Here is a 21,258-nt window from a genome sequence, read left to right on the forward strand (position 1 = left end):
ATCATTCATGGGGCGGGGGCAGAAACTTACGGACCTGGGCATCGAGGAGGCCCTGATGCGGAACCTTGCGCAGCTGACTGCGAACGTGAAAACCATATTGCCCTTTTCAGGAAGACTGAGAACCCTCGGGCGCCGGCTGCTTTTGACTGCCGCGGCGACGGGCACTTTGCTGGCCGTTTCGGTGCCGGCACAGGCCGATCAGGGGTTCAGCCAGTTCGTTTCCGGCTTCTGGCCGACGGCCAGGGCAGCCGGCATTTCTTCCCAGACCTACAACGCGGTCTTCACCGGCATGCAGCCGGACGATGACACCTTGCGCCTGATGAGCAAGCAATCCGAGTTCGTGAAACCGATCTGGGATTATCTCGATAGTGCCGTTTCAGACACGCGGGTCGAAAAAGGCCGCGAGATGCTGAAGGAGTACAGCCAGGTTCTTGCGGTCATCGAAAACCGCTACGGCGTCGATCGGGAAGCTGTCCTGGCGATCTGGGGCATGGAAACCAACTATGGCGGCTTCATGGGGCGTCATAACGTAATCCAGGCACTGGCGACGCTGGCCTATGCGGCGCCGCGCCGGAAGAGCTTCTGGGAAAAGGAACTTGTTACCGCGCTGGCGATCGTCCAGGCAGGTCATGTGCGTTTCCAGGACATGGAAGGTTCCTGGGCCGGCGCCATGGGGCACACCCAGTTCATGCCCTCCAGCTGGAAGGCCTATGCCGCCGACTATGACGGTGACGGCCGCCGGGATATCTGGACGTCCATACCCGATGCACTCGCCTCAACCGCTGCCTATCTGCAAAAGCACGGCTGGCAGACAGGCAAGACCTGGGGATACGAGGTAGCCTTGCCAAGCGGGTTCGACTATCACATGGCCGACGGCGAAAAGACGCTGACGCTAGGCGAATGGGGGCGATACGGAATTCGCCGGTCAAACGGCAAGGATTTTCCGCGGCCGTCCGACAACGCCATCCTGGTTCTGCCTGCCGGAGCAAGCGGACCGGCGTTCCTGATGCTGAAGAACTTCTACGTGATCAAGCGTTACAACAACGCGACTGCCTATGCGCTTGCCGTCGGCCATCTTGCCGACCGGATCATTGGCGGCGGACCGATCGAGGGCGACTGGTCGCGCGAGCACCTTCCGCTCAATCGCTCTGAAACCGCGGAATTGCAGGCGCTTTTGAACCAGCGTGGATTTTCTGTCGGTACGGCGGACGGCAGGATCGGACCTGCTACCCGAAAGGGTATCCGAGCCTACCAGCGCTCACGTGGCATGGTTCCCGACGGTTATGCATCCATTGTTTTGCTGGCACGCCTGAAGCTGGACGGCTAAACTGGGCGCAGTGCAGCTGCAGCAGGAGCACAGCGTGAGAGTTCAGACACGGCAACGGGAAGGGAAGGGGACACGCGCCGCCTCGCTTCGGGTTGTCGTATGCCTTGGCCTTGCGCTTGTTGCCTGCTCTGCCGGACTCTCTGCCGCACAGGACGCGCAGCGCGGTGAAATCGTGGTTGCGCAGAACGGGCCCTTCCGGGGGTTCAACCCGTTTGCTCCTTTGCAGCGGCTATTTGGCGGTGGGGGTGAAAAGCGCAGAAAGCAGCCGCAAAAGACACAGCAGAAGCCGCGGGTTTCCCGGCCCGCGGGTGCACCGCCCAAATTCGACGTTCTCGAAAAGGACCCCAATGCCGGCCTGATCCTGGTCGTTGGGGACCGCATGGCACGCGGTGTCGCCGACGGGTTGAAATACACACTCGCGCAAAAACCACAGATCCGTGTCGAAGCCATTACCGAGGACAAGGAAGGCTTTGTCGGGGAAGGTTCGCCGGACTGGGCGACGCAGGTGGTTTCCAGGATCCGGGGGGCGGACGTTCAGGCCGTTGTGGTGATGATCGGCCGGCAGGACCTGGGTAAATCCTTTTTCGGTGAACCGCCCGTTGAATTCATGACTGCAGAGTGGCTGGAGAGCTACCGCAGGAAGGTCGACGGGCTTGTGCGTGTGGTGCGACAGGAAAAGAAACCGCTTGTGTGGGCCGGCCTGCCGCCCACGGGCGACGAACTGGTGAACGCGGATTTCACGCAGCTCAATTCGATCTTCCAGGGCGCGTCGGAGGACAGGCGGGTCCGCTATGTCGACATATGGGATATTTTCCTGGCTGAAGATGGCAGCTTTTCCTCTTACGGACCCGATGTCGACGGCAAGAACACGCGTCTGCGGACGAACGACAAGATCGATTTCACATGGGCAGGCTATCGGAAAGTTGCGTTCTTCGTGGAACGCGAACTGTCCCGCCTGCTCGGAGGCTATGGCGGGCTAGCTTTCGAAGGCGTGGAGGATGATCCGAACTTCATCGTCCTGACCGGACGTACGACGTCGCCCGAAGCACTGCTTCTGGGTGGTGAGGATGAAGAAGAGATCAATTCGGCCAGCAGGACCTATCGTTTCTTTGTGAAGGGCGAGCCCTTGCCACCCATGCAGGGACGTGTGGACGATCCACGGATGCCTGCCGTTGCAGTGTCTGCGCCAGCTGCCGCTGTTGAGGAAGTGTTTGCCCCTACAAGTGCCGATTTGCGTGAGAGCTTGAGCTCAGCAGCCAGCCAGGATGCGCAAGGCCGCGTCTCTGTGACTGTGCGCCCGGGATCGGAATGACCCTTTGAAATAGGTCCGAAAAACACAAAACCCCGCAGGCGTTTGCCGGCGGGGTTTTTTCATTTCCGGATGTAGAGTTCAGCGCGGCAGGTCGGTCGAGCCGGTGAGGAACTCGTCAACAGCGCGCGCAGCCTGACGGCCTTCGCGGATCGCCCAGACAACCAGGGACTGACCCTTGCGAACGTCGCCGGCAGCATAGACCTTGTCCAGGCTGGTCTTGTAATCGTCGGTGTTGGCCTTGACGTTGGTGCGGCCATCCAGCTCCAGCTTGTCGCCGGCTTCGGCGATGTAGGTTTCCAGCAGCGGGCCGGAGAAGCCGATAGCCGCCAGAACGAGGTCGGCGCGCAGGATGAATTCGGTGCCTTCGATCGGACGGCGCTTTTCATCCACGCGGGCGCATTTGACACCAGTAACCTTGCCGTCTTCGCCGACAAGGGCAAGCGTTGCGGCGGAGAACTCACGCTCAGCGCCTTCAGCCTGCGACGATGAGGTGCGGAACTTGGTCGGCCAGTACGGCCAGATCGCCAGCTTGTCTTCCTTCAGCGGCGGGATCGGGCGAATGTCGAGCTGCGTCACCGACAGGGCTCCCTGACGGAATGCGGTGCCGACGCAGTCGGACGCGGTGTCGCCGCCGCCGATGACGACGACATGCTTGCCACCGGCCCAGATCGGGGCCTCGTCGCCTTCCGGCTCACCGCCGACCCGGCGGTTCTGCTGGACCAGGTACGGCATCGCCCAATGGCAGCCTTCCAGTTCCATGCCGGAGACACCCGGATCACGCGGACGTTCGGCACCTGCGCACAGGATAACCGCGTCATGACGCTCGGCCAGTTCTTCGAGGGCAACGGTTACGCCGACATTGACGCCGTAATGGAACGTCACGCCTTCAGCTTCCATCTGCTTCACGCGGCGGTCGATGTAGTGCTTTTCCATCTTGAAGTCGGGAATGCCGTAGCGCAGCAGGCCACCGGCCTTCGGCTCACGTTCATAGACATGCACGGTGTGACCAGCGCGGGCGAGCTGCTGGGCGGCTGCCATGCCTGCGGGGCCGGAGCCGATGATCGCCACTGCCTTGCCGGTCTTGGTTGCCGACAGCTCCGGTACGATCCAGCCTTCTTCCCAACCCTTGTCGGCAATCGCCTGTTCCACGCTCTTGATGTTGACCGGAATGTCTTCCAGGTTCAGCGTGCAGGCTTCCTCGCAAGGAGCCGGGCAGATGCGCCCGGTGAACTCGGGGAAATTGTTGGTGGAATGCAGGTTCTTGAGCGCGTAGTCCCAGTCGCCCTGGTAGACCAGATCGTTCCAGTCCGGGATCTGGTTGTTGACCGGACAGCCGGTCGGGCCATGGCAGAACGGAATGCCGCAATCCATGCAGCGGGCCGCCTGATTGGTGACGTCCTGGTCGTTCAGCGGAATGGTGAACTCGCGGAAATGGCGAATACGGTCAGAGGCAGGCTGATACTTCTGTTCCTGCCGATCGATTTCCATAAAACCGGTTACCTTGCCCAAGGCGACCTCCTCAAAATTTCATGCGTCTGTCCAGGGTGGCTGCAATCGGCCGCGTCATGCGGCCGAGAGCCAGTTCGTGCGTTTGGTCGGATTATTCGGCGGCGACCATGCCGAGGCGCTGCTCTTCCATTTCGCGCAGGGCCCGGCGGTATTCGACCGGCATCACCTTGACGAACTTGGGCCGGTACTGGGTCCAGTTGTCGAGGATTGCCTCGGCCTTTGTCGAGCCGGTCAGTTCCAGATGTTTCGTCAGCATCTGGCGCAGGCGCTCATCGTCATGGCGGGTCATGTCGCAGGAAAGGTCCACGCGGCCCTTGTGCTCGATATCGCCACCATGGTGGTGCAGCTTCTCCAGAAGATCGTCTTCTTCGGTCACCGGTTCCAGTTCGACCATGGCCAGGTTGCAGCGGGAGCCGAATGTGCCGTCTTCATCGAGCACATAGGCAATGCCGCCGGACATGCCGGCCGCGAAGTTGCGTCCGGTCTGGCCGATGACGACGACGACGCCGCCGGTCATGTATTCGCAGCCGTGGTCACCCACGCCTTCGACAACGGCAACAGCGCCGGAGTTGCGAACTGCAAAGCGTTCCCCTGCAACACCGCGGAAGTAGCATTCACCTTCGGTTGCGCCGTAGAGCACCGTGTTGCCGACAATGATCGAGTTTTCCGGCACGATCCGGGTGTTCTCCGGCGGGCGGACGATCAGCTTGCCACCGGCAAGACCCTTGCCGACATAGTCGTTGGCATCGCCGACAAGATCAATGGTGACGCCGCGGGCGACGAAGGCGCCGAAGGCCTGGCCTGCCGTGCCCTTCAGATTGATCTTCAGGGTGTCGGGGTGTTTCAGGCCCTTGTTGCCGTACCGCTTGGCGATTTCACCGGAGAGCATGGCACCAACCGACCGGTCGACGGAACAGATCGTCTCGTCGACAATTGTCGGTTCCTTGCTGTCTAGGGCCGGCTTGGAAGCGGCAATCAGGCGACGGTCCAGGATGTCGTGGATCGGGTGATCCTGACGCGTCGTCCAGCGGGTCTCTTCCGGTTTTGCTTCCGGCTGGAAGAAAATACGGGAGAAATCGAGTCCCTTGGCCTTCCAGTGATCGATCGCGGCTTCCTTGTCAAGGAAGTCAGACCGGCCGATCATGTCTTCCATCGTATTGAAGCCGAGGTTGGCCATCAGCTCACGAACTTCTTCAGCGACGAAGAAGAAGTAGTTGATGACGTGTTCCGGAGTGCCCTTGAAGCGCTTGCGCAGGACCGGGTCCTGGGTGGCGATTCCGACCGGGCAGGTGTTGAGATGGCACTTGCGCATCATCAGGCAGCCTGCAGCAATCAGCGGAGCGGTCGAGAAGCCGAATTCGTCGGCACCAAGAAGCGCACCGATGATGACGTCCCGGCCTGTGCGGATGCCGCCGTCGACCTGAAGGGCGATGCGCGAGCGCAGTCCGTTCAGCACCAGGGTCTGCTGTGTTTCGGCAAGGCCGATTTCCCACGGAGAGCCGGCGTGTTTGATCGAGGTCAACGGTGATGCACCGGTGCCCCCGTCGTAACCGGAAATCGTGATGTGGTCGGCGCGTGCCTTGGCAACGCCGGCAGCAACCGTTCCGACACCCACTTCCGACACCAGCTTGACCGAGATATCGGCTTCCGGATTGACGTTTTTCAGGTCGTAGATCAGCTGCGCCAGATCTTCGATGGAGTAGATGTCATGGTGTGGCGGAGGCGAAATCAGGCCGACGCCCGGGGTCGAGTGACGCACCTTGGCGATCACCGCATCCACCTTGTGACCCGGCAACTGGCCGCCTTCGCCGGGCTTTGCACCCTGGGCGACCTTAATCTGGATCATGTCGGAGTTGACCAGATATTCCGTGGTCACGCCGAAGCGGCCGGAAGCAACCTGCTTGATGGCAGAGCGCTGCGGGTTGGACGAGCCGTCCGGCAGCGGATTGAAGCGCTCCGGCTCCTCGCCGCCTTCACCGGTGTTCGACTTGCCGCCGATCTGGTTCATGGCGATTGCCAGGGTCGTGTGAGCTTCACGCGAAATCGAGCCGAAGGACATGGCGCCGGTGACGAAGCGCTTGACGATGGCTTCTGCGGGTTCCACCTGGTCGAGCGCGATCGGCGAGCGGCCGATTTCGTCCGCGGACTTGATCCGGAACAGGCCGCGGATCGCGTAGCGTCCGCTCTTTTCGTTCACTTCCTTGGCGAAGGCGCGATAGGTGTCCGGGAGCTTCGCGCGCACTGCATGCTGCAGCAGCGCGACGGAGTCCGGGGTCCACATGTGGCTTTCACCGCGGGTCCGGTAAGCGTATTCACCGCCAACTTCCAGCGAGCGGCGCAGGATGGCGACGTCGCCGAAGGCCTGCTCGTGGCGCAGTACGGTTTCATCGGCGACTTCGGCAAGGCCGATGCCTTCGATCATGGTTGCCGTGCCGAAGAAGTACTTCTTCACGAAGGACGAGCCGAGGCCGACGGCGTCGAAGATCTGCGCGCCGCAATAGGACTGGTAGGTCGAAATGCCCATCTTGGACATGACCTTGAGGATGCCCTTGTCGATGGACTTGATGTAGCGGTAGACGACTTCGTCCTGATCGACTTCCTCCGGGAAGTCCATTTCCATGTGCATGGAAAGCAGCGTTTCAAACGCGAGATAAGGGTTGATCGCTTCCGCGCCATAGCCGGCCAGAACACAGAAATGGTGGACTTCGCGCGCTTCACCCGTTTCCACCACCAGGCCAACAGAGGTTCTCAGACCCTTGCGGATGAGGTGATGGTGCACGGCAGCGGTTGCCAGCAGTGCCGGGATCGCGATGCGTGAGCGGCTGATCAGGCGATCGGACAGGATGATGATGTTGTATCCGTCCAGAACCGCTTTTTCGGCGCGCTCGCACAATTCGTCGAGAGCGCCTTCCATACCGACAGCGCCTTTTTCGGAATTGTAGGTGATGTCCAGCGTCTTGGCGGAGAACTGGTTGTCGGCGATGTCGCCGATGGCGCGGATCTTCTCCAGGTCCTCGTTGGTGAGGATCGGCTGGCGCACTTCCAGGCGCTTGGAAGTCGACAGGCCTTCAAGGTCGAAGATGTTCGGGCGCGGGCCGATGAAGGAGACAAGGCTCATCACCAGCTCCTCGCGGATCGGATCGATCGGCGGGTTGGTGACCTGAGCGAAGTTCTGCTTGAAGTAGGTGTAAAGCAGCTTGGACTTGTCGGAGAGCGCTGAAATCGGCGTGTCCGTGCCCATGGAGCCGATGGCTTCCTGGCCGACGGTTGCCATCGGCGTCATCAGAAGCTTGATGTCTTCTTCCGTGTAGCCGAAGGCCTGCTGGCGGTCGAGAAGGCTTTCACCGGCTACCGGCGCGCGCTGGCGCACGCCCGGAAGGTCTTCCAGTACGATCTGGGACCGGTGCAGCCAGTCCTTGTACGGGTTGGCCGTGGAAAGCTGCCGCTTGATTTCGTCGTCGGAAACGATCCGGCCTTCGTCCATGTCGATCAGCAGCATCTTGCCCGGCTGCAGGCGCCATTTCTGGACAATGCGCTCTTCTTCGACCGGCAGGACGCCAACCTCGGAAGACATGATGACGAAGTCGTCGTCAGTAACGATGTAGCGGGCAGGACGCAGGCCGTTCCGGTCCAGCGTTGCGCCGATCTGGCGACCATCGGTGAAGGCAACGGCTGCAGGGCCGTCCCACGGCTCCATCAGGGCAGCGTGGTATTCGTAGAAGGCACGACGGTTGTCGTCCATCAGCGGGTTGCCGGCCCAGGCTTCCGGGATCAGCATCATGGCTGCATGGGCGAGCGAATAGCCACCCATGACCAGGAACTCGAGGGCGTTGTCGAAGCAGGCGGTGTCCGACTGGCCTTCATAGGAAATCGGCCAGAGCTTGGAGATATCGTCGCCGAGCAGCGCCGACGATACGGACGCCTGACGCGCCGCCATCCAGTTGACGTTGCCGCGCAGCGTGTTGATCTCACCGTTGTGCGCAACCATCCGGTAAGGGTGCGACAGATCCCAGGACGGGAACGTGTTGGTGGAAAAACGCTGGTGGACAAGGGCCAGGGCCGACGAAAAGCGCTCGTCCTTCAGGTCGGCGTAATAGGCGCCAAGCTGATAGGCGAGGAACATGCCTTTGTAGACGATGGTCCGGCTGGACATTGAAACGATATAAAAGCCTTTCGAAACCGCATCGGTTTCGGCACGCACACGGTTCGAGATGACCTTGCGCAGTACATACAGGCGGCGTTCGAAGGCATCTGCCTCACCGCCGGTCTTGCGGATGAAGACCTGACGGGAAACCGGTTCGGTGGCAGCAATGTCCGGCGCCTTGGAAAGCGATGAATTGTCGACGGGCACGTCACGCCAGCCGATCAGTTCCTTGCCTTCGTCTTCAATGACACGCTCGACGATGGCTTCGCACTTGGCGCGCAGCTCATCGTCCTGCGGCATGAAGATGAAACCGACACCATATTCACCGGCATCGGGAAGCGGTGTGCCGGCGTTCGCCAGTTCTTCTGCAAAAAACGCGTGCGGGATCTGCACCAGCATGCCTGCGCCATCGCCCATCAACGGGTCGGCACCAACCGCGCCGCGGTGCGTGAGGTTTTCAAGAATCTGCAGACCGTCGGCAATAATCTTGTGGGACTTCTCGCCTTTCATGTGGGCGACAAAGCCGACACCGCAGGCGTCGTGTTCGCGCGACGGATTATAGAGCCCTTTGTCGGCGGCCGTGCTCAGTCGTTCCGCAAGTGTAGTGGTTGCGGTGGTCTTCATGTCCACGCTCCCAGCTTGCATGGCTGTGCTCGTCGTCAGCTCTATCTTCGTCATGTGCGCCCTCACTGTTGACCCCAGTGCCGCCGTGGCTGGGAGCGTCCGGTTCCGTTCGGGTCGCATTCCATCAAGAATGCGGTCCGGCGAACCCTGGCTTTCCTGCCCCGGCTCTGTTGTTGTATTAACCACGGCCGTTTATCAAAGCAAACCGCCGCATTGACGCAGCGGTCCTCCGCTGCCGAAACGTTCCGTCTCGCTTCCTTGCGGATCCTCCCCGGATCCGCCCAGTGGTCAGCCTGGCTATCACCGATGCCTTTTTGTCCTGCGCCCTGTCCGGGCCGTTTTGGGCATGGCGATAATTGGGACAGCATACCTGTCCTATTCCAAGCGGCGCGAACATGACAGATTTCGCCGTCGTGAGCAAGAGTGTTTCTGCGTCGCCGCATTATAATTGTTTCGCGCGAAAAGTGCCAATCGTCCGGAAAGGTCAAAACCGACGATAAATATGTAAGAATCTTGCGTTTGTTAAACTTTGTGCAGTTATGCTCGCAAAACAGTCACATGCGTTTGATTTCCTATTTATCTTCAATAGGGTCATCTACGGTGGGTGACTGGCGGCCCAGCAAAAACGCCGGTACGCAGTGATTTTTCAACGACGAGAGGAGATCGAGATGAAGCATAAGGCCATGTCTGCAGCAATTGTTGCCGGTGCGGTGGCAACCGCGGTTGCGGGTCTGTCGTCAACCGTTCCGGCCCACGCCCAGGCCAAGGAAAAATGCTATGGTGTGTCCTTGAAAGGTCAGAACGACTGCAAGGCGGGTGCAGGTACGACTTGCGCCGGTACGTCGACCGTCGACTATCAGGGCAACGCCTGGACCCTCGTCCCGAAGGGCACCTGCGTGACGATGGATGTTCCTGGTGGCCGTCACGGCTCTTTGACCGAACTTACGCGCGACCTGCCGGAAGCCTGATAGGCTTCAGACGGCCGCAACTGCGGCAATCTGGTCAGGCAGGCACCTGCTTATCCCGCACTTGGTGCCGAGGCGGGCAGGGCGCCAGCCCTTTCAAAGTCATGAGCCATGGTGCTTCAGTCAGCCCAGTCTGAAGATGTCCTCAGCCAGTGTGCCTGCCTGACAAAACTTATTCCACCCGGAGGGCTCCATGGTTTCCGATACCCGATCAAACCCGGTTCAGCGCTGCGAGGCGGCTGTTCCCGCGCGCGCCGGAGCCGGTCTGAAGCCGGAGCATGTCGCGGCTATTCTGGAAACATCCGCGGATATCGGTTTTTTTGAAGTTCATGCCGAAAACTACATGGGGGGCGGCGGTCCGCCGCACCGGCAACTGGAGGCAATCCGCGAGCGGTATCCCCTGTCTCTTCATGGTGTCGGTCTTTCGATCGGCGGTGAACAGCCACTGGACAAGGATCACCTGCGGCGCTTGTCAGACCTGAACAAGCGATATGAGCCGGGACTGTTTTCCGAGCATCTGGCATGGTCGACGCACGACACGACTTATTTCAACGACCTGTTGCCGGTGCCCTATGACGAAGCCACGCTGAACCGTGTGTGCGATCACATAGATGAAGTGCAGGAGACCGTCGGACGGCAGATGCTTCTGGAAAATCCTTCGACTTACGTCGCCTTTGCACAGAGCACGATGAGCGAACTGGATTTTCTGAGCGAGATCGCGCGCCGGACCGGCTGTGGCCTGTTGCTCGACATCAACAACGTGCATGTGTCCTGCACGAACCACGAGAGATCTGCCACAGACTATCTTGCCGCCTTCCCGATGGCTGCCGTCGGTGAAATACATCTGGGCGGTCATGCCCCTGACCGGGATGACGCCGGCCGGCCACTGCTGATCGACGCGCACGACCGGGAGGTGGATCTTGCGGTCTGGCAGCTTTATGAAGATGTCATTCGTTTACAGGGGCCGCTGCCGACCCTGATCGAGTGGGACAACAACGTTCCTGCCTGGCCGGTTCTGCTTGCCGAGGCACAAGCCGCGGACCGCATTCTGGCGCAGCCTGCAGAGGCTGGCAGAAAGCAAGCGGTCTGACATGCGTGGTCCGCTCGCCCTGCCGAAGGTCAATGCCGCCTCGTTTGGGCGTGCGCTGCTCGACCCGCAAATGGCAACGCCCGATGGACTGACCGGTCCGGATGGAGAAACAGCGCCGAAGCGATTCAATGTCTACCGCAACAACGTCATCGTCAGCCTGTGCGAAGCGCTCGGTGAAAGCTTTCCTGCAGTGAAGGCGCTGTTGGGGGAAGAGTATTTCAGGGCGCTTGCCCAGGCCTTCGTGACAGCTCATCCGCCGGTGTCGCCCGTGTTGATCTGGTACGGCGCCGGTTTCGCCGATTTCCTGGACGCGTTTCCGCCGCTCAAGGCGTATCCTTACCTCGGCGATGTTGCCCGGCTGGAATGGTCTTGGCTCCAGGCCTATCATGCTGCGGATGCCGCGCCTCTCGATCCGGCAATCCTGGGCAGCATCGATCCGCAAAGACTCGGGGGCGTTCGCTTCGTACCGCATCCGGCGGCGCACGTCGTGACATCTGCCTGGCCGATCTGGGCGATTGCGCGAGCCAACAGGTTTGAACCCGATGAGGCTGAAGCTGTCGATCTTGACGAGCCCCAATCGGTAATGATTACCCGTCCGGACATGGAGGTGGATGTCTATCTGCTGCGTCCGGGCGGGGCTGTTTTCACGATGGATCTCCTGCAAGGGCAGACGCTTGCAGCGGCGGCAAGCCGGGCTCAGGAGGACAACGACGGTTTTTCCTTGTCCGATTGCCTTTCGGACTGTCTTGCAGCTGGTGCATTTTCCGCCCTGCAACTGGATGACTAACACGCATGCGGCAAATGGATGCCGCTTGATCATGGGGGATTAGATGGGTGTGCTGATTGGGTTTTTTGTCAGGCTCTACACGATGGTGTTCGGAGCTCTGGAACGGCTGACAAATGGCTGGTTCATCGGGCTTGCTGCCCGGTTCATTTTTGCCGCGATCCTGCTGCAGTTCTTCCTGAACTCGGCGATGACGAAAATCGGCGGCAACATCATGAACATCTTCACGCCAACCGCAGGTGCCTATGCGCAGATGCTGCCCAAGATGATGGAGCAGGTCAGCTACGACACCAGTCAGATTGCGTTCTTCCCGTATGGTCTCATGGTGCTTCTGGGCACCTGGGGTGAATTTGTCCTGCCGGTGATGGTGGTTGTCGGTCTATTCACCCGCTTCGCAAGCCTCGGCATGATCGTCTTCATCTGCGTCATGACCTATGTCGACATCTATGGCCATGGGGCTGACGCAAAGACGATCGGGGCGCTGTTCGACGGTGAACCCTATGCGATCATCGCCGATGACCGGTTGCTCTGGATCTTCCTGTTGCTGGTGCCGGTGCTCAAGGGGCCGGGTGTCGTCTCGCTGGACTGGCTGCTCGGCCGGTCCTATCGCAAGCGCGAGATGTACTACTGAAAAATCGGTTGCCGGTTGTGATGCCAAGTGATTAAACCGGCACATGAATTTTGCCAGTGACAATTGGGCGGGTGCGGCTCCGGCGGTGATGTCGGCGCTGGCCCGCCATAATGACGGGTTCTCGCCGGCCTACGGCACCGACCCGTTGACCGATTCCGTCTCCGCCACGTTCAACGAGATCTTCGAACGCGAGGTTGCCGTCTTCTTCGTGGCGACCGGTTCAGCGGCGAATTCCTTGGCGCTGGCTTCCTGTGCCAAGCCGGGCGGGGCGATCTTCTGCCATTCCGGTGCGCATATTCAGGTTGATGAATGCAATTGCCCCGAGTTCATGACCGGCGGCAACAAGCTGTTGAGCGTGAAGGGACCAAACGGCCGGTTCTCCGCCGATGCCCTTCGCGAAAAGATGGCACAGGTTCCTGACGGTGTTGTCCACCATGGTCAGGTCGCGTCCGTTTCCATCAGCCAGGCAACCGAATGCGGCACCGTCTACACGCTGGATGAAATAGGCGCGATCAAGGATGTCTGCCGGTCCCGTTCGGTGCCGCTTCACATGGACGGCGCACGATTTGCCAATGCGCTTGTGACGCTCGGCTGTTCGGCGGCCGACATGACATGGAAAGCGGGTGTGGACCTGCTTTCCTTCGGAGCCACCAAAAACGGCTGCTGGTGCGCGGAGGCCGTGGTTTTCTTTGATTTGGACGCCGCAAAATCCTTTGAGTATTTCCGCAAGCGCGGCGGTCATCTTTTTTCCAAGAGCCGCTTTGTGGCGGCCCAGTTCGAAGGCTATTTCCAGGATGACACCTGGCTGACGACCGCAAGCCATGCCAACGGCATGGCGACCCGTCTTGCTGAAGGCGTTAGGCAGGCCGGAGGGCGTACTGCCTGGGCGGTGGAAGCCAACGAGCTGTTCCCGATCCTGAAACGCAACCAGATGGAAGCGCTTCAGGCGGCCGGTGCCAAGCTCTATGAATGGCCGGCAGAGGGCCTCGCCGAAGGTCACGCCCCGGCATCGGACGAAGTCTGTGTACGTCTCGTCACCAGTTTCGCAACGACGGATGAAGACGTCGATGCGTTTCTGAAAGTGCTGTCCGGGACGGCCTGAGGGCCGCCTCTCGCGTGTAGAGATGTCTCGTGACGCGCAGGAACATCAAAAAAGGCGCCTGGTTTCCCAGGCGCCCCGATGATGCGATTGCCGCAGTTGAACCAGGCGGTTAGTGAGCCGTGGTTTCGATCTGCTTGGTTTCACCACTGGTGATTTCGATCTTGCGCGGCTTCATGGCTTCCGGGATTTCCCGAACAAGATCAACGTGCAGCAAGCCGTTTTCGAGGCTTGCCCCTTCCACGCGAACATGTTCGGCAATCTGGAAGCGGCGTTCAAAGGTGCGCGAGGCAATGCCGCGGTAGAGAATTTCCCGGCTGGCATCTTCTTCAGCTTTTTCACCCTTGATGGTGAGTGTGTGCTCCTTGGCTTCGACGCTCAGTTCGTCGTCGGAGAAGCCTGCCACGGCCATCGTGATGCGGTAGGCGTTTTCGCCCGTGCGCTCGATGTTATAGGGCGGATAGCTCGGCGCTTCGTTGCCGGCGGCATCGAGCATCGAGAAAAGCCGGTCGAAACCGACGGTGGAGCGGTAAAGCGGAGAAAAGTCCAAGTGACGCATGTGTCTGTCCTCTCTTGAGCAACTGATACTTCACTGATGTTGAGCAGTCCTTCGTCCCCCGGATTGGCGGGACAGGCTGCGGTGCAAACCCGGTCTGGCGCTTGCATGAAGAGATTTGGTTATTCGGATTTTCATTTCAAGAGGCAGGAAATGTGGGGCGTCGTGGAAACATGAACGCCACATGAACAGTGCCTTCCGGTTGCGTTCAAGTGGCCCGGTGCATCTTCAATCCAACGTCAGCACGGCGCTGGCGGAACAAACTGGAGATTTGAAGATGTTTGCCAATGTTTCGAAATTGTCCGCCCCGATCGCCGGTGCCATTCTGCTGGTGTCCGCAGGTTTCATCACCACTGCATCCGCTGCCCCGCTGGTCGGAAAAACCCAGATCGAACCGGCGAAAGCCGAGCTGGTGGTCAAGGTCGATCATCGCCGTGGTAACGGGCGTGGCGGCAACTGGAACGGCCGTCACGGTGGCCGCCATTTCGAAATGGGTCCGCGCCAGATCCGCCGCAGCCTGCGTCACCGCGGTTTCGACCATATCAAGATCCTCGACCGCCGTGGCCCGATGTACATCGTCCGGGCAAAAGGCTGGCGCGGCATGCCGGTTCGGCTGGTGGTCGATTCCCGCAATGCCAACATTGTCCGCAGCCATCCGATCGGTAACCGTGGTCACTGGCAGCGCCGCTGGTACTAAGCAGCAGCTACAAGCTGTCTGACACTTTCAGGGCCGGCTTCCCAGGGAGCCGGCCTGAAGCTTGTTGTGAGGGGCGCCTGGCACGAGTATCACTTGACGATGCAAGACAAAGCCGGACGGTGCCGGCAGGATCTGCAGGCGTGACGAGTTGTTGACGAAAAACCATTATCTGTTTGAAAAACAAACTCTCAACGAACCCGAGTGATTCGCAGCGCATGACCTTGATCGACCATCCCGACAATCCGGTGCCTGAAGGGGCGCGATCCGGGTTCGTCACGACGCCGGACGACAAGAAGATCCGGTATGCGCATTGGCCCGCCGCCGGTGCCCGGCGCAAGGGTACCGTGACGCTGCTTCAGGGGCGGGCGGAGTTCATCGAGAAATACTTCGAAGTGATCGAGGATCTGCGTCAGCGGGGCTTTGCCGTCATCGCCTTCGACTGGCGCGGGCAGGGCGGGTCGCAACGCCTGACCCGCAACCCCAGACGCGGGCACGTTTCAAACTTCAACAAGTACAAGCTGGATTTGCGCACCGTCCTGAAGGAAGTCTCACTGGCGACCTACCCCGGGCCTCACTTTGCGCTTGCCCACTCTACCGGAGCGCTCGTTGTCCTGTCCGATACGGACCGTCTGCGGACGATGCTGGACCGCGCAGTGCTGACAGCGCCGCTGCTGGGCCTGCCGTCGGGAACATGGTTTCCCGGTCTGGTGTCCGGGTTCCGGTCGATCCTGCGCAAGCTCACTCTGGGGCTGTTTGGCCGCCCGGGCCTGAAGGCAACCTCTCCAAAGACGTCCTGGCTGATCGAAAAGGTTGCCATTCCGGTTGCCCGCCTGTTGTCGATGTTCGGACTTGGCAGGTTGTTTGTGCCCGGGGGCAACGCTGAAATTTCCGTCGCCTACGAAAACAACCGGCAAACGACGGACAAGGCGCGGTTCGAGCGGTTCAACAAGGTGCTGGAACAGGCTCCGGAGCTGGGTGTCGGGTCTCCCACTCTCGGTTGGCTGGGGGCGACCGGTCGCGCCATGCTGGCGCTGCGCCGGCGGGAGGCCGGGCCGAATATCAAATTACCCTGTCTGGTGCTGGCTGCGGGCAACGACCGGATCGTCTCCACACCCATGATCGAGGACTTCGTGGCGCGGGCGAAGGCGGCAGCCTATGTGGAAATCGCGGGCGCCGAACATGAGCTGATGATGGAGCGCGATGCCTTCCGCGACCAGTTCTGGGCGGCGTTCGATGCCTTTGTGCCCGGTCTTGAAGCCGAACAGGCGCTGGAACGGGCTGGAAGCTGATCCCGCGCCCTGATATGGCCGTGTGGCCGGTCAGGCTGCCTTTGCGAGGTCCCGCAGGAGGATTTCATGCAGACGCGGGTCGCCTGACGCAACGATCTGGCCGCCGTCGGCCGGAGAGCCGCCGGTCCACGTCGTGACAACACCACCTGCTCCTTCAATAATCGGCACAAGTGCAACGATATCATAGGCTTGCAGACCGGATTCGATTACCGCGTCGCCGTGGCCGGCTGCGACCATGCAGTAGGCATAGCAGTCTGTGCCATAGCGGGATAACTGAACGGCCGCTTCGATCTGGTCGAACGCCTGGCGTTCGCCATTCTTGAAAAGTGCCGGTGTGGTGGTGAAAATAGTGGCATCTTCCAGCTTCTCACAGGGCCGGGTCTTGAGCTGCCTGGCACCCAAAGGTCCATCGTACCAGGCCGTCTTGCCGTCGCCACCGAACCGTTCGCCGATATAGGGCTGAACCATCATGCCGAGGCTCGGGACGCCATTGGTCCGCAGGCCGATCAGCGTCCCCCAGGTGGGCAGGCCGGTGATGAAGGCACGAGTACCGTCAATCGGGTCCAGCACCCACACATGTTCAGCGTCGAGATTTTCCGGGCCGTGTTCTTCGCCAAGGATTCCGTGGTCCGGATAGGTCTCGTTGATCAGGGCGCGCATTGCCGTTTCACCGTTCTTGTCGGCGATGGTGACCGGGTCGAAGCCGGCTTTCCACTTGTTGTCGATTGCAAAGCCCTGGCGGAAATGCGGCATGATCGCACCGCTGGCTGCTTCCGCCAGCCTGTCCAGAAACGGGGCAAACAAATTGGAACTGGAAACAGGCCCTGCCGACATCATTACCTCCTGGCTGCGGAAACCGCTCAAAACCCAAATCAACGTGAATTGCCGCTTGTATAACCGGTTCTGCAAAAAAATGAATCTGCAAAACCTGAATGACTGCTCATACTTTGATCAGTTTGAAAGGGCTGTCGGGCTTGACCTTTGTGCGGTGCAATGCGATTTTATTGCGGTGCGATACGTTGTGTCGTACCGCCCTCCTTGGGCGTTTCCTCCCTAGACTCGGGCCGCCTCTTTTGAGAGCGGCCTTTTTTTTGGGTCCGGGGTTTTATTCCGCTGCGATGGAGTCCGCCGGCAAGGCTGCATCCGGCATGGAGGTCAGTTCGCGGGCAAACTGGCAAAGGTTGTGGAAGAGATCGCCGAAGCCGGGGGTCGGCTGGTGGGTTGCCTCGTCCATATAGAGCCCGCGATTGATTTCGATCTGCAGGGCATGCAGACCGCTTGTGGGGCGGCCGTAGTGTTCGGTGATGAAACCGCCCGCATACGGTTTGTTGCGCGAGACGGTGTAGCCCATCTCCTTCAGCACCGAGCAGGCGAACTCCGTCAGGTCGCTGCTGCAGCTGGTGCCATAGCGGTCACCCAGGATGAAATCCGGCCGCGTGTCGGTGGTCTGGCATTTCACGCTTGAAGGCATGGAATGACAATCGATCAGCACGGCGTAGCCGAAGGTGACATGGGTCTGGGCCAGAAGCCGGCGCAACGTGGTGTGGTAAGGCTTGTAGATCTCCTCTACCCGGCTGAGGGCTTCGGATACCGGCAGCTTGTGCCTGTAGATCTCGTGGTTCTCGCTGACGATGCGCGCCACGGTGCCAAGCCCGCCGGCCACGCGGATCGAACGGCTGTTGGCATAGGTCGGCAGACGCCCGTCGAACATCTTCGGGTCGAGCTCATAGGGCTCGCGGTTCACATCAAGGTAGGCCCTGGGGAAATGCGCACGCAGGAGCGGCGCGCCGAGCGGCACGACATGGGCAAACAGATCGTCGACATAAGCATCCTCCGACCGCCGGATGGCTGTTTCGTCCAGGCGGGAAGACGCTAGAAAGCTTTTGGAATATTGCCTGCCGGAATGGGGCGAATTGAAAACGAACGGAACCCTTTGGTCCGCAGGACACAAAACTTCAAACGCTGGGAAGCCGTTAAAGTCCGCCTCGAAAGAGGCTTGTGAAGAAGGCTGCTTGTCGTCCGTCAATGGTGTGTCCTGGTTGCCGCCCGGTGCAGGCCATGGCCCATGGTGCCAAGGAATCGCGGCGCAGTCCACCTTGGTGGGATCAAAAGCCCCGCGGCTGTGGGGAAACATCTGGTGATCGAGGGCAGGAATGGCCAGATGCCACGAATGCCGCAGCCGTGCCAATGGCCCGGGAATGCATACGCCACGACGATTTTCCCCAACGTGAGAAGCCGACAGGTTCTCATGAGGCAAGTGATGGTTCGTTCTCAACAAGAGCCTATCCACACCGTGGGGTCGTGATCCAATTCACCCTATCATTCTGTGGAATTCGAGCTATAACCGGCAGAAAGGGAACCGAACCCACACGAACAAAGGACCTGGTCAATTACGATGCCGCGTATCCTGCTTGCCGAAGATGATAATGACATGCGCCGCTTTCTGGCGAAGGCGCTGGAAAATGCCGGTCATGACGTCGTTTCGTTCGATAACGGCAGAAGCGCCTACGAGCGCCTGCGCGAGGAACCGTTTTCTCTGCTTCTGACGGATATCGTGATGCCGGAGATGGACGGGATCGAGCTGGCGCGCCGGGCTACGGAACTCGATCCGGACCTGAAGGTGATGTTCATTACCGGTTTTGCCGCCGTTGCCCTCAATCCGGAATCGGATGCTCCCAAGGACGCCAAGGTCCTTTCCAAGCCATTCCATCTTAAAGATCTTGTCCAGGAAGTGGAGCGCATGCTGGCCGCCTGACAAGGTGTTGACGCGGCGGAAAACAGGGGTTGCGAACCGGGCTGGGGAAATTTTGACAGTTCGGTGAAAAAGGGGGGTTGCACAGTTTGCGGATCCCCGTTATATCGCACTCCACCACGGCGCTGGGGCGTCGGACTACCGAGAAATTCGGGCGTGTAGCTCAGCGGGAGAGCACTTCGTTGACATCGAAGGGGTCACAGGTTCAATCCCTGTCACGCCCACCATTATTGCGCTGATTGAAGTTTCAAGAGGCGCGGATTGATCAGAAGACAGGCGCAGGACCTGCCGCAGCTTCTAGACCAATCCAGTCAAACGTGAGCGCCTTTGGCGCTCATTTGGTTTAAAGAAGCAGGGCCCTTGTGGGGACAGTGACATGAAGATCAAAAACTCGCTCAAAGCGCTCATGACCCGCCACCGCGACAACCGCATGGTTCGCCGTAAAGGCCGCGTCTACATCATCAACAAGAAAAACCCGCGTTTCAAAGCACGCCAGGGCTAATCTTGTTGCCGCGCATCGCGTGGCGGAAGAACTGAAAATCTCTTCCTGAACAAGGCTTTATCTTGTTGCTGGGAGAGGCGGCCAGGTCCCTGCCACCGTAGCGCACGAAGATGTGTCAAATTCCCGGATTGACCGCCGCATCCAACGATCCATAATCGTCGGATGCGGATTTTTGTGTTTGCCCTCCTGTTTCTCGCCGGCACCAGTCTAGCCAGCGCCCAGCCTGTTCCAGATCTCGGTCCGGAAGCAGAGCCACCTTCTGCCGAAGACTTCAATGCTCTTCCCGACGATCTTCCGGAAGACGGTGGGCAGGTGGTCGTCGATGAGAGTGATCCCGAAGACGAGAAGTCGCGTCTGGACGAACTCTTTGCCAATCTCGCCAAATCGGACAATCCGAAGGAAGCTGAGCGTATCGGCCGGGAAATCCAGATGCTCTGGATGGATTCGGGCAGTGATACGGTGGATGTGCTGATGTCGCGGGCCGGCAAGGCAATCCAGGCTGACGATCATGCGTTGGCGCTGGACCTCCTGGACACAGTGGTCATCCTGAAGCCGACTTATGCGGAAGGCTGGAACCGGCGTGCGACAGTCCACTACATGACGGAAGATTTCGGCAAGTCCCTGGTCGATATCGAGCGCACACTGGCGTTGGAGCCCCGTCATTGGGGGGCCTTGTCGGGGCTCGCCATCATCCAGCGGCGTCTGGGGTTCGAAAGCGAAGCGCTGGCGACGTTCCGGCGGGCTCTTGAAGTCAACCCGAGCCTGGAAAATGCCACCAAGGCCGTGAACGATCTGGAAAAGGAAGCCGAGGGCGAACCCGCTTGAGGCAAGCCCGCCTGAGGTAAGCCCACTCGAGTAAGCTTGTTCGGTCTGTCTTTATGCCGCCAGGCTTGATTGCTGCGAGAGCGGTGCTATGTCCGGGCTATGATCCCGTTCCTGATTGCTCTTCTTGTCGCCGCCTGTCTGTTTGTCGCCTACTCGCTTTTCAGGGCAAGGCAGATTTCGCGCACCTACACACCTGACGGCAGTCTTGCCGAGGTGAACGGTGCGCAGATGCACTATCACTTCATTCCTGCGTCACAGGCGGCCAGCGAGCGGCCTGTGCTGGTGTTCCTGCATGGGGCCAGTGGCAACGCCTACGACATGAAGTTGGCTTTTGAAGGCGCATTCAAGGGGCGCTATTCGCTTCTTTTCATCGATCGTCCGGGGCTTGGGTTCTCGCAGCGCTCCAGAACGGGCCGGAACACGCCTGAAAGCCAGGCGGAACTGATTACCGGATTGCTCGCGAAACTCGGCATTGGGACATCAGTGGTGGTGGGGCATTCGCTCGGCGGAGCCGTGACGGCAGCTGTGGGCCTTGCTGCTCAGGAGCGGGTGAAGGGGCTGGTCTTCCTGGCTCCTGTCAGCCATGTGTGGCCGGGCGGCGTCAACTGGTACTACAAGGTTGCCGCGATGCCTGTCATCGGTTGGCTGTTTGCCTGGACGCTGACGATCCCTGTCGGCGAGCGGCTGGTGCCACAAATGCTGAAGCATGTTTTCCATCCGGATCCGCCACTTGCCGGCTATGCTGCGTCTGTCCGTCTGCCGCTGCTTTTCCGTCCCGAAAGCTTCCGCTCGAACGCGGCGGACATCTGCAGCCTGAAGGAAGCTGTCCGGCAACAGTCCCGGCAGTATGGAAAGCTGGGGCAGCCGTCGCTGATCATCACGGGTACGAAAGATACGGTGGTCTGGCCATCGATCCATTGTGAAGGCCTTTTGCAGGATCTGCCGGATGTGGAGCTGCTTATGCTGGGCGCGGCCGGTCATATGCCCCAGCATACGCATGCGGATGAAATCGTGTCCGGTATCGACAGACTGGTGGCGCGGATAGAGGCGTCAGAGGACAAGGCGGGAGTGGCTGAAGCCAGGGCCGGGACATTGCGCACGGCATGAAAAAGGCGGCCTTGAAGCCGCCTTTCGTCTTCCGGTTTGTTTTAA

At 60.0% G+C, this 21,258-nt stretch carries 18 protein-coding genes and 1 tRNA gene; 14 read left to right on the forward strand and 5 right to left on the reverse strand.

Going from position 1 to position 21,258, the window contains the following annotated elements:
- The first annotated feature begins 55 nt into the window (after positions 1-55).
- Both HEP89_RS11715 and HEP89_RS11720 read left to right on the forward strand, forming a co-directional pair.
- Positions 56-1,327 (forward strand): lytic murein transglycosylase, encoded by a 1,272-nt coding sequence (locus HEP89_RS11715; protein WP_209009929.1) that lies wholly within the window; start codon positions 56-58, stop codon positions 1,325-1,327.
- Positions 1,328-1,361: 34 nt separating this feature from the next.
- Positions 1,362-2,639, forward strand: coding sequence for a GDSL-type esterase/lipase family protein (locus HEP89_RS11720; protein WP_168692102.1), 1,278 nt, complete (start codon positions 1,362-1,364; stop codon positions 2,637-2,639).
- 78 nt (positions 2,640-2,717) lie between these two features.
- Here the strand turns inward: HEP89_RS11720 and HEP89_RS11725 are convergent, their stop codons facing one another.
- Positions 2,718-4,148: a glutamate synthase subunit beta gene (locus tag HEP89_RS11725; RefSeq protein ID WP_031270545.1), complete on the reverse strand. Its 1,431-nt coding sequence runs from the start codon at positions 4,146-4,148 to the stop codon at positions 2,718-2,720.
- Between the two features lie 91 nt (positions 4,149-4,239).
- Complete coding sequence (gene gltB, locus HEP89_RS11730) at positions 4,240-8,916, reverse strand: glutamate synthase large subunit (RefSeq protein WP_286201048.1); 4,677 nt, start codon at positions 8,914-8,916, stop codon at positions 4,240-4,242.
- 668 nt (positions 8,917-9,584) lie between these two features.
- Here gltB and HEP89_RS11735 point away from each other — a divergent pair.
- The 5 genes from HEP89_RS11735 to HEP89_RS11755 all read left to right on the forward strand — a co-directional run bounded on the left by HEP89_RS11735 (position 9,585) and on the right by HEP89_RS11755 (position 13,488).
- Positions 9,585-9,884 carry a DUF2282 domain-containing protein gene (locus tag HEP89_RS11735; RefSeq protein ID WP_023003557.1) on the forward strand — a complete coding sequence of 100 codons (300 nt, stop codon included), beginning with the start codon at positions 9,585-9,587 and terminating at the stop codon, positions 9,882-9,884.
- 190 nt (positions 9,885-10,074) lie between these two features.
- On the forward strand, positions 10,075-10,971 hold the full coding sequence (locus tag HEP89_RS11740) for a DUF692 domain-containing protein (protein WP_077291736.1): 897 nt from the start codon (positions 10,075-10,077) through the stop codon (positions 10,969-10,971).
- A 1-nt stretch (position 10,972) separates the two neighbouring features.
- Positions 10,973-11,758 carry a DNA-binding domain-containing protein gene (locus tag HEP89_RS11745; protein WP_168692104.1) on the forward strand — a complete coding sequence of 262 codons (786 nt, stop codon included), beginning with the start codon at positions 10,973-10,975 and terminating at the stop codon, positions 11,756-11,758.
- Positions 11,759-11,801: 43 nt separating this feature from the next.
- Positions 11,802-12,386, forward strand: a complete 585-nt coding sequence (locus HEP89_RS11750) for a DoxX family protein (protein WP_023003550.1) — start codon at positions 11,802-11,804, stop codon at positions 12,384-12,386.
- A gap of 43 nt (positions 12,387-12,429) precedes the next feature.
- A complete protein-coding gene (locus tag HEP89_RS11755; protein WP_168692105.1) occupies positions 12,430-13,488 on the forward strand; it encodes a low specificity L-threonine aldolase in 1,059 nt (352 codons plus the stop codon).
- Between the two features lie 109 nt (positions 13,489-13,597).
- On the opposite strand, the gene HEP89_RS11760 is transcribed toward HEP89_RS11755, so the two are convergent.
- Positions 13,598-14,044 (reverse strand): Hsp20 family protein, encoded by a 447-nt coding sequence (locus HEP89_RS11760; RefSeq protein WP_023003544.1) that lies wholly within the window; start codon positions 14,042-14,044, stop codon positions 13,598-13,600.
- Positions 14,045-14,318: 274 nt separating this feature from the next.
- On the opposite strand from HEP89_RS11760, the gene HEP89_RS11765 reads away from it, so the two are divergent.
- Both HEP89_RS11765 and HEP89_RS11770 read left to right on the forward strand, forming a co-directional pair.
- Complete coding sequence (locus HEP89_RS11765) at positions 14,319-14,738, forward strand: hypothetical protein (RefSeq protein ID WP_145915714.1); 420 nt, start codon at positions 14,319-14,321, stop codon at positions 14,736-14,738.
- A 215-nt stretch (positions 14,739-14,953) separates the two neighbouring features.
- A complete protein-coding gene (locus HEP89_RS11770) occupies positions 14,954-16,027 on the forward strand; it encodes an alpha/beta hydrolase (RefSeq protein ID WP_062487003.1) in 1,074 nt (357 codons plus the stop codon).
- 30 nt (positions 16,028-16,057) lie between these two features.
- Here HEP89_RS11770 and hisN read toward each other — a convergent pair whose 3' ends face one another.
- Both hisN and HEP89_RS11780 read right to left on the reverse strand, forming a co-directional pair.
- The gene (hisN, locus tag HEP89_RS11775; protein WP_077291741.1) at positions 16,058-16,864 is read right to left on the reverse strand and encodes a histidinol-phosphatase; all 807 of its coding nucleotides are present in this window, start codon (positions 16,862-16,864) and stop codon (positions 16,058-16,060) included.
- A gap of 268 nt (positions 16,865-17,132) precedes the next feature.
- Positions 17,133-17,978, reverse strand: a complete 846-nt coding sequence (locus HEP89_RS11780) for an N-formylglutamate amidohydrolase (protein WP_055661267.1) — start codon at positions 17,976-17,978, stop codon at positions 17,133-17,135.
- Between the two features lie 444 nt (positions 17,979-18,422).
- Here HEP89_RS11780 and cpdR point away from each other — a divergent pair, with 444 nt between their 5' ends.
- From cpdR to HEP89_RS11805, 5 genes are all read left to right on the forward strand, one after another.
- Complete coding sequence (gene cpdR, locus HEP89_RS11785; RefSeq protein WP_006932209.1) at positions 18,423-18,782, forward strand: cell cycle two-component system response regulator CpdR; 360 nt, start codon at positions 18,423-18,425, stop codon at positions 18,780-18,782.
- A 149-nt stretch (positions 18,783-18,931) separates the two neighbouring features.
- Positions 18,932-19,006, forward strand: a tRNA-Val gene (locus HEP89_RS11790).
- Positions 19,007-19,155: 149 nt separating this feature from the next.
- Entirely contained in the window at positions 19,156-19,281 is a 126-nt protein-coding gene (gene ykgO, locus HEP89_RS11795; RefSeq protein ID WP_006932207.1) for a type B 50S ribosomal protein L36, read from the forward strand.
- A gap of 162 nt (positions 19,282-19,443) precedes the next feature.
- The gene (locus HEP89_RS11800; protein WP_062487005.1) at positions 19,444-20,106 is read left to right on the forward strand and encodes a tetratricopeptide repeat protein; all 663 of its coding nucleotides are present in this window, start codon (positions 19,444-19,446) and stop codon (positions 20,104-20,106) included.
- Positions 20,107-20,205: 99 nt separating this feature from the next.
- The gene (locus tag HEP89_RS11805) at positions 20,206-21,213 is read left to right on the forward strand and encodes an alpha/beta hydrolase (RefSeq protein ID WP_209014616.1); all 1,008 of its coding nucleotides are present in this window, start codon (positions 20,206-20,208) and stop codon (positions 21,211-21,213) included.
- The last annotated feature ends 45 nt before the right edge of the window (positions 21,214-21,258 follow it).

This window comes from Labrenzia sp. 5N (assembly GCF_012395805.1).
Taxonomy (GTDB): Bacteria; Pseudomonadota; Alphaproteobacteria; order Rhizobiales; family Stappiaceae; genus Roseibium; species Roseibium algicola.